6 protein-coding genes and 1 pseudogene are annotated in these 6,308 nt (G+C 50.8%); 5 read left to right on the top strand and 2 right to left on the bottom strand.

Annotation, left to right across the window (positions count from 1 at the left end; translation table 11 throughout):
- Window positions 1-50 precede the first annotated feature (50 nt).
- Window positions 51-125, top strand: a pseudogene (locus CSQ88_RS23685) (prepilin-type N-terminal cleavage/methylation domain-containing protein); the annotation flags it as partial.
- Between the two features lie 184 nt (window positions 126-309).
- On the opposite strand, the gene mprA reads toward CSQ88_RS23685, so the two are convergent.
- A complete protein-coding gene (gene mprA, locus CSQ88_RS23690) occupies window positions 310-399 on the bottom strand; it encodes an MprA protease, GlyGly-CTERM protein-sorting domain-containing form (RefSeq protein WP_374700467.1) in 90 nt (29 codons plus the stop codon).
- A gap of 166 nt (window positions 400-565) precedes the next feature.
- On the opposite strand from mprA, the gene CSQ88_RS16245 reads away from it, so the two are divergent.
- Genes CSQ88_RS16245 through CSQ88_RS16255 form a run of 3 tightly spaced genes read left to right on the top strand, consistent with a single transcriptional unit; the run spans window position 566 to window position 3,235 of the window.
- Window positions 566-1,186 (top strand): hypothetical protein, encoded by a 621-nt coding sequence (locus CSQ88_RS16245; protein ID WP_099399133.1) that lies wholly within the window; start codon window positions 566-568, stop codon window positions 1,184-1,186.
- A 10-nt stretch (window positions 1,187-1,196) separates the two neighbouring features.
- Window positions 1,197-2,537: a PilX N-terminal domain-containing pilus assembly protein gene (locus CSQ88_RS16250; protein ID WP_099399134.1), complete on the top strand. Its 1,341-nt coding sequence runs from the start codon at window positions 1,197-1,199 to the stop codon at window positions 2,535-2,537.
- Complete coding sequence (locus CSQ88_RS16255; protein ID WP_218963124.1) at window positions 2,531-3,235, top strand: prepilin-type N-terminal cleavage/methylation domain-containing protein; 705 nt, start codon at window positions 2,531-2,533, stop codon at window positions 3,233-3,235. Before CSQ88_RS16250 ends, CSQ88_RS16255 begins: the two co-directional genes overlap by 7 nt.
- Window positions 3,236-3,610: 375 nt before the next feature.
- Here the strand turns inward: CSQ88_RS16255 and CSQ88_RS16260 are convergent, their stop codons facing one another.
- Window positions 3,611-3,889 carry a (2Fe-2S) ferredoxin domain-containing protein gene (locus tag CSQ88_RS16260; protein WP_099399135.1) on the bottom strand — a complete coding sequence of 93 codons (279 nt, stop codon included), beginning with the start codon at window positions 3,887-3,889 and terminating at the stop codon, window positions 3,611-3,613.
- A 95-nt stretch (window positions 3,890-3,984) separates the two neighbouring features.
- Here CSQ88_RS16260 and CSQ88_RS16265 point away from each other — a divergent pair, with 95 nt between their 5' ends.
- Window positions 3,985-6,249: an arginine/lysine/ornithine decarboxylase gene (locus CSQ88_RS16265; RefSeq protein ID WP_099399136.1), complete on the top strand. Its 2,265-nt coding sequence runs from the start codon at window positions 3,985-3,987 to the stop codon at window positions 6,247-6,249.
- Window positions 6,250-6,308: the final 59 nt, after the last annotated feature.

The following is a 6,308-nucleotide window of genomic DNA, read 5'->3' on the forward strand; positions in this document are numbered from 1 at the left end:
GGCATCGCCCAATGCTATACCTCAATAACCGCAGCACAATAAATTGCCCCATGCGTAAACACCTCGCTTTTAGCTTAATCGAATTAATGGTCACCCTGATTGTGCTGGGCATTATCCTGAGCATCGCCATCCCCGGTTTTACCGGTATGTTGCAGCGCTATCGTTTGCAAAGCACTGTTTTAGAAGCACAAAATGACTGGCTATTTACCCGCAGCACCGCGGTAAAATTTGGCGGCGCACGCAGCCCCGCTGTTTTTTATGTGGCTAAACGCACGAGTAATCAAAGCTGGTCTTTGCAAGTTTGTACAATTACCGCCTGCGGTGAAGGCAGTACCCTGCTGCGCCAGCAAAAATCAGAAGAACACAGAGGGGTTGAATTAATCTCATTGAGCGATGCATTAAAAGAAAATAAATTCCATAATTACAATGGTCTGCCTGATTTTGCGCAGCAGCAGTTTCTTCAGTTTCAATCCGGGAAATACCAGCTGCAATTACAAATTACCGCAACCGGCTTATCCACCCTGTGCCGCCCCAAAGGCAGCATTGCTTTTGGGAGGTATGCGGAATGCATTTAAGATTTCATTCCCAGCAGGGTTTATCTTTAATTGAAATGATGCTGGCCACCGCCATGGGGCTGTTACTGCTCGCGGGCATTTCCAGCTTGTCACTTAGCAATTTATTCACCAGCACAGATACCCAACGCAGTATTATTTTGCAGCAGGATACACAGGCCATGCTGTCTTTAATCAGCCGCGATCTGCGGCGCGCCGGATATCATCCTAATGACAATCAAATCAGCGAAATGCGCAAGATATGGATTATTAATACGCCAGAACAAAGCTGCGTTATATTTCGCTACCATAATCCGGATTTCCCTGATAAAAACACACATGGTTTTCAGTTTAAAGCATCAGATAAAACAGGCCGCTTTGTAAATATGCTGACCTCAAACGAGGCCAGCACTTGTGGCGACGGCCAGTGGCAGGCCCTGAACAGCCCCCGCAATATCCTGATCACTCAATTTAAAATCACACCCCAATATTCGTTTGAAAAAGCAGACAATGAAGTAAAAATGGTGATCAACAGCTTAGATATTGATTTAGAAGCCACAGATAATGCAGGGAAATTCAAAACGCATCTGAATCAGAATGTGCAGTTACGCAATCGCCCTTTTTTACAGGAATAAGGCGTTATCCATGATGAAAGCGCCCATTTATCAGCAAGGCATTGCCGCACTGGCCATCACCCTGGTGCTGACTTTAATCGCCACTATTTTTGTTTTATCAACCAATAAAAACAGCTATATCTTTCAGAAAACATCGGTTAATCACTATCAGCAAACACAGGCTTTTGAAGCGGCAGAAGCAGGCGCGCAGGCGACGCTGCTGCAAATGCGCCGTGATATTGAGGCCATTAATTTAAACCCCGATTATGATGGCGTTATTTTAAAGAAAATAAAATCAGCCCCGCCGCCAGCACCCGGCACAAATAACTGCGGCTGGGATACGGTAATCGTAAATAGCGATTCCTACGATTACTCTGAGCAGTTCAAAAAAAACAATTATCTGTTTTCAAAAAAAACCACCAGCCTTTTCCAAAAAATTGGCTCGCTGGAAATCAATGCCGATAACACGGCCTGGCGCAGCAGTGTGGATTTAAAAAATGGCATCGTCAGCAGTGAAGGCTGCGCCGATGAAAGCAACGATAAAGGCCCGTTTTGCGCCGATACCCGCAGCGATCAAACGGCCGCCGTCGTGAGGCGGGGCTTTGATATTCCGCGCAAGGCTGAATTTAATCCCAAAAAAATTGCCCTTACCATCAAGGGGCATGTGGATATGAGCGGCAGCATGACGCTGGCTCCAAATTCCGGCCAGCCCAACCCGCTTTGCAATGTTTCCAGCGGGAAGGAGTTTGGCTATTGGGGCGCACCGCTCAGCCCGGACAGCATCAACAACACGCCCCTGGCCACGCTGAGTAACATTCAGCTTTTTGGCGCAATTTTTGGCATGAGCCCGGCAGAATTTAAAAAACAAGCCACACAAATCAACCCAGCCGATGGCAGTGGCATTGTCAGCAGTTGCCCCGCCGCCGTTGGGCTGATCTGGATTAACGGCGATTTTACCCCGCCCAAAAACTGCACCATTGGCAGCAGCTATCCTCGTTTTGCCCCCGCCATAGTAGTGGTTGGCGGCGCAGGCAGTAATGCACTGACAGCAGGCGGCACAGGCGGCAATATGGTCTCTGACAGCATTTTGATTAACGGCATGCTGTTTACAAATCATTTTAACGGCAGCATTCAGGTACTGGGGGCCATGGCCGTCAATGGCAATATCGAAGGCGCTTTAAATGGCATCTTTGACAATACGCCGGGCGACTGTGTATATGGCCTGTGCGCGCAAAAACCTGGCACGGGCTCAACCGGAGCCATCAACGTTGCATACGATGAACGCATGTTTATTGGTAGCAATGCAGGCGGTGATCTCAGCGGCAATAAATCAGGCAGCTGGCATGACTTTTGTAAGGACGGCAAATGCTGAGCCCAAAGCAAAACGGCTTTTCCCTGTTGGAGATCCTGATTACGCTGCTGATTATCGGCATCGCAGCCCTGGCATTAAACGCCCTTCAAACCAACGCCCTAAAAAACAACAGCGTCGCGCAAAACCGCAATGAAGCGCTGTTCCTTGCAGAAGATAAACTGGAGAAACTTCGCCAGAGCAATCTTTGCCCGCGCAGCAGCGCCACCTCTGGCGGGCTGAGCGTCAGTGGCGATCAGGGCACAGGCAATGCAGAGCTGGAAAAAATACAGCGGCAAACCGCCAGCTACCGCCGTATCACCCTGATTAAAGACATCAGCCAGCCTGCCCAGCCAGCACCTGATTTTGGCTGCCCGCCGATAGCAAAAAACCCGCCATCCGCCGCCACTTTGCCCGATCCGCAAAAGCTCTACCAGGTTGAGCGCAACGTACAGGTTGCCATCGACTGGCAGGACAGCTACGGCGAAACGCAATACATCACCCTGAGCAGCCAGATCAACTGGTCATCGCAGGGCGATCTACCCACCCCGCCCGGCGACGCCTGCAGTTACGCATGGGTGGCCAAGAAAGACCTGCTTTGGGGAGCATGGGCAAAATTTGGCAATAGCCTCTACCAGTGCACAACAGAGGGCGGCTGCCCAGGCAGCGATATCACACCGGATATGGCGGCAGGGCAATGGAAAAAGATAGGGGGGTGTTAGTCACTGATGTTCCGCAGTGATCGTCTTTTTAGTGCCTTCGGCACGTTAATTTTGGTGCGGCATCCCCGCGGGGACTCACTTTCTTGAACGGCCAGAAATCCTAGTACGCAAAGAAGGCCGCCCCGACCAGCACGAAGGCCCCTCGCTGCGGATAATCGGCTCGGCGAAAAAGGCTGCTCGCTCGCTGCCTCGCTACCCCTTTTCCGAAACCCCGAGCCGCTTATTCCTCGCTTCGGCGTGCTTCAAGGGGGATTTAAGCCCCTTGCCACTAGCTGCGATACGAATCTAGACTTCAAAGGTTTTAAAACACTCAAATCTTACAAAACAACTTAATTAACACCTTGTTTTTTCGTGAAACGCCGTAGCCACCGTGTTTCAAGATTTGGGTTTCCCGTGTGTAACAGCCCCTACCCCAATCTCCTCCAAAATCAGCGGTAGCATAGCTAAATCCACTCCGTGATAGAGATCTCCGCCGGCCACTTTTACGTTCGGCCCTTCCTCGCATGCACCCATGCAAGGCAGACGAATAATCCTCACATCTGCATGCATTTTTGTTGCTATTTCAAGGGCCTGCGCCAGCGCTTCGCTGCCTCTGGCGGCACAAGATGGCTGGCCGCTCAGACGTCGATTTACACAGATGGCAATTGTTTTCATTTTTCACCACATATCAACACATTTTGGGATTAATATACGCGCCTTTCCGGCTTTGCCGTCCTTTGTACTGATTGTTAGTTTGCAAGGATTTTGCCATGCGTTTTTACTTCCCTATCATCATCATCGATGAGGATTTCCGCACCGAGAACACCAGTGGTTCCGGTATTCGTGAATTAGCGGCGGCCATTGAGGCCGAGGGCAGAGACGTAGTTGGTTATACCAGCTACGGCGATTTAACCTCATTTGCGCAGCAGCAAAGCCGTGCTTCAGGCTTTATTTTATCGATTGATGACGAAGAATTTGGTGGCGGCTCACCCGAAGAAACCCACGAAGCGCTCACCAGCCTGCGCAGCTTTGTGGCTGAAATCCGCCGCCGCAACCCGGACATCCCGATTTATATCTATGGTGAAACCCGTACCGCCCGCCACATCCCTAATGATGTGTTGCGCGAATTACACGGTTTTATTCATATGCACGAAGACACACCCGAATTCGTGGCACGCCATATTATCCGCGAAGCAAAAAGCTATCTGGACACCTTGGCGCCGCCGTTTTTCCGTGCGCTCACTCATTACGCCCAGGATGGCTCTTACAGCTGGCACTGCCCGGGACACTCCGGCGGCGTGGCTTTCCTGAAATCCCCGGTTGGCCAGATGTTCCACCAGTTTTTTGGTGAAAACATGCTGCGTGCCGACGTATGTAATGCGGTAGAGGAACTCGGCCAGCTGCTGGATCACACAGGCCCAATTGCGGCTTCCGAGCGCAATGCCGCACGTATTTTCAATGCCGACCATTTATTCTTTGTGACCAACGGCACATCGACTTCCAACAAAATCGTCTGGCACTCTACCGTAGCCCCAGGCGATGTGGTGGTTGTAGACCGTAACTGCCACAAATCCATTCTGCATTCCATCATGATGATGGGTGCGGTGCCCGTATTCCTGATGCCTACGCGCAATCACTACGGCATTATCGGCCCGATTCCGAAAAGCGAATTCGAGCCGGAAAACATCCGCAAAAAAATGATGGATAACCCGTTTGCCCGTGAAAAACTGCTGGCCGACCCTAACTTTAAGCCGCGTATTCTGACGATTACCCAGTCTACTTACGACGGCATTATGTATAACGTCGAAGAAATCAAAGGCATGCTCGATGGCGAAATCGACAGCCTGCACTTTGACGAAGCATGGCTGCCCCACGCCGCTTTCCATGATTTCTACGGTGATTACCACGCCATTGGCGAAGATCGCCCGCGCTGCAAAGAATCAATGATTTTTTCCACGCAATCCACGCACAAACTGCTGGCAGGCTTAAGCCAAGCTTCGCAAATTTTGGTGCAAGACCCGGAAAACCGTAAGCTTGATCGTGATTTATTTAACGAAGCTTACTTAATGCACACCTCAACCAGCCCGCAGTACTCCATTATTGCATCCTGCGATGTGGCTGCCGCCATGATGGAAGCACCGGGCGGCACAGCACTGGTTGAAGAATCACTGGTTGAAGCACTGGATTTCCGCCGCGCCATGCGCAAAGTGGACGAAGAATTCGGTGATGAATGGTGGTTCAAAGTTTGGGGCCCGGATGATCTAACCGATGAAGGACTAGATCACCGCGATGCGTGGATGCTGAAATCCGGCGACAACTGGCACGGCTTTGGCGATATCGCCGATGGCTTTAATATGCTGGACCCGATCAAAGCCACTATTCTGACCCCTGGACTGGATTTAGACGGCAAGTTCTCTGAAACCGGCATTCCGGCCAGCATCGTTACCAAATACCTGGCTGAGCACGGTGTGGTAATCGAGAAGTGCGGTCTTTATTCCTTCTTTATCATGTTTACCATCGGTATCACCAAGGGCCGCTGGAACACCCTTGTAGCCGCCTTGCAGCAATTTAAAGACGACTACGATAAAAATGCCCCGCTGTGGCGCATTCTGCCGGACTTTATTGCTCAGTATCCGCAATACGAGCGCATTGGCCTGAAAGACCTCTGCCAGCAAATCCATGAAATCTACCGCGTGCATGATGTGGCGCGCCTGACCACGGATATGTATTTATCTAATATGGAACCCGCCATGAAGCCCGCCAAGGCTTTCGCCAAAATGGCGCACCGTGAGATCGACCGCGTGGCAATTGACGAACTGGAAGGCCGTATCACCGCCGTGATGCTCACTCCTTACCCGCCAGGCATTCCGCTCTTGATCCCTGGCGAAGTTTTCAACAAAACCATCGTTGATTACCTCAAATTTGCACGGGATTTCAACAAACGCTTCCCCGGCTTTGAAACCTATATTCATGGCCTGGTGGCAGACAAGAGCAGTGGCGAAACCTGCTACTTTATGGATTGTGTAAGACTGTAATAAAACAAGGGGCAGGGAGTGGTCGGCTCCCTGCCCCTTGTTTTATTACAGTCTTACAC

It is taken from the genome of Iodobacter sp. BJB302 (assembly GCF_002735645.1).
Classification (GTDB): Bacteria; Pseudomonadota; Gammaproteobacteria; order Burkholderiales; family Chitinibacteraceae; genus Iodobacter.

Coding starts and splice junctions, on each gene's coding strand:
- mprA (WP_374700467.1), bottom strand. CDS start 399: ATGCATCGCTCAATGAGATTAATTCAACCCCTCTGTGTTCTTCTGATT.
- CSQ88_RS16245 (WP_099399133.1), top strand. CDS start 566: ATGCATTTAAGATTTCATTCCCAGCAGGGTTTATCTTTAATTGAAATG.
- CSQ88_RS16250 (WP_099399134.1), top strand. CDS start 1,197: ATGATGAAAGCGCCCATTTATCAGCAAGGCATTGCCGCACTGGCCATC.
- CSQ88_RS16255 (WP_218963124.1), top strand. CDS start 2,531: ATGCTGAGCCCAAAGCAAAACGGCTTTTCCCTGTTGGAGATCCTGATT.
- CSQ88_RS16260 (WP_099399135.1), bottom strand. CDS start 3,889: ATGAAAACAATTGCCATCTGTGTAAATCGACGTCTGAGCGGCCAGCCA.
- CSQ88_RS16265 (WP_099399136.1), top strand. CDS start 3,985: ATGCGTTTTTACTTCCCTATCATCATCATCGATGAGGATTTCCGCACC.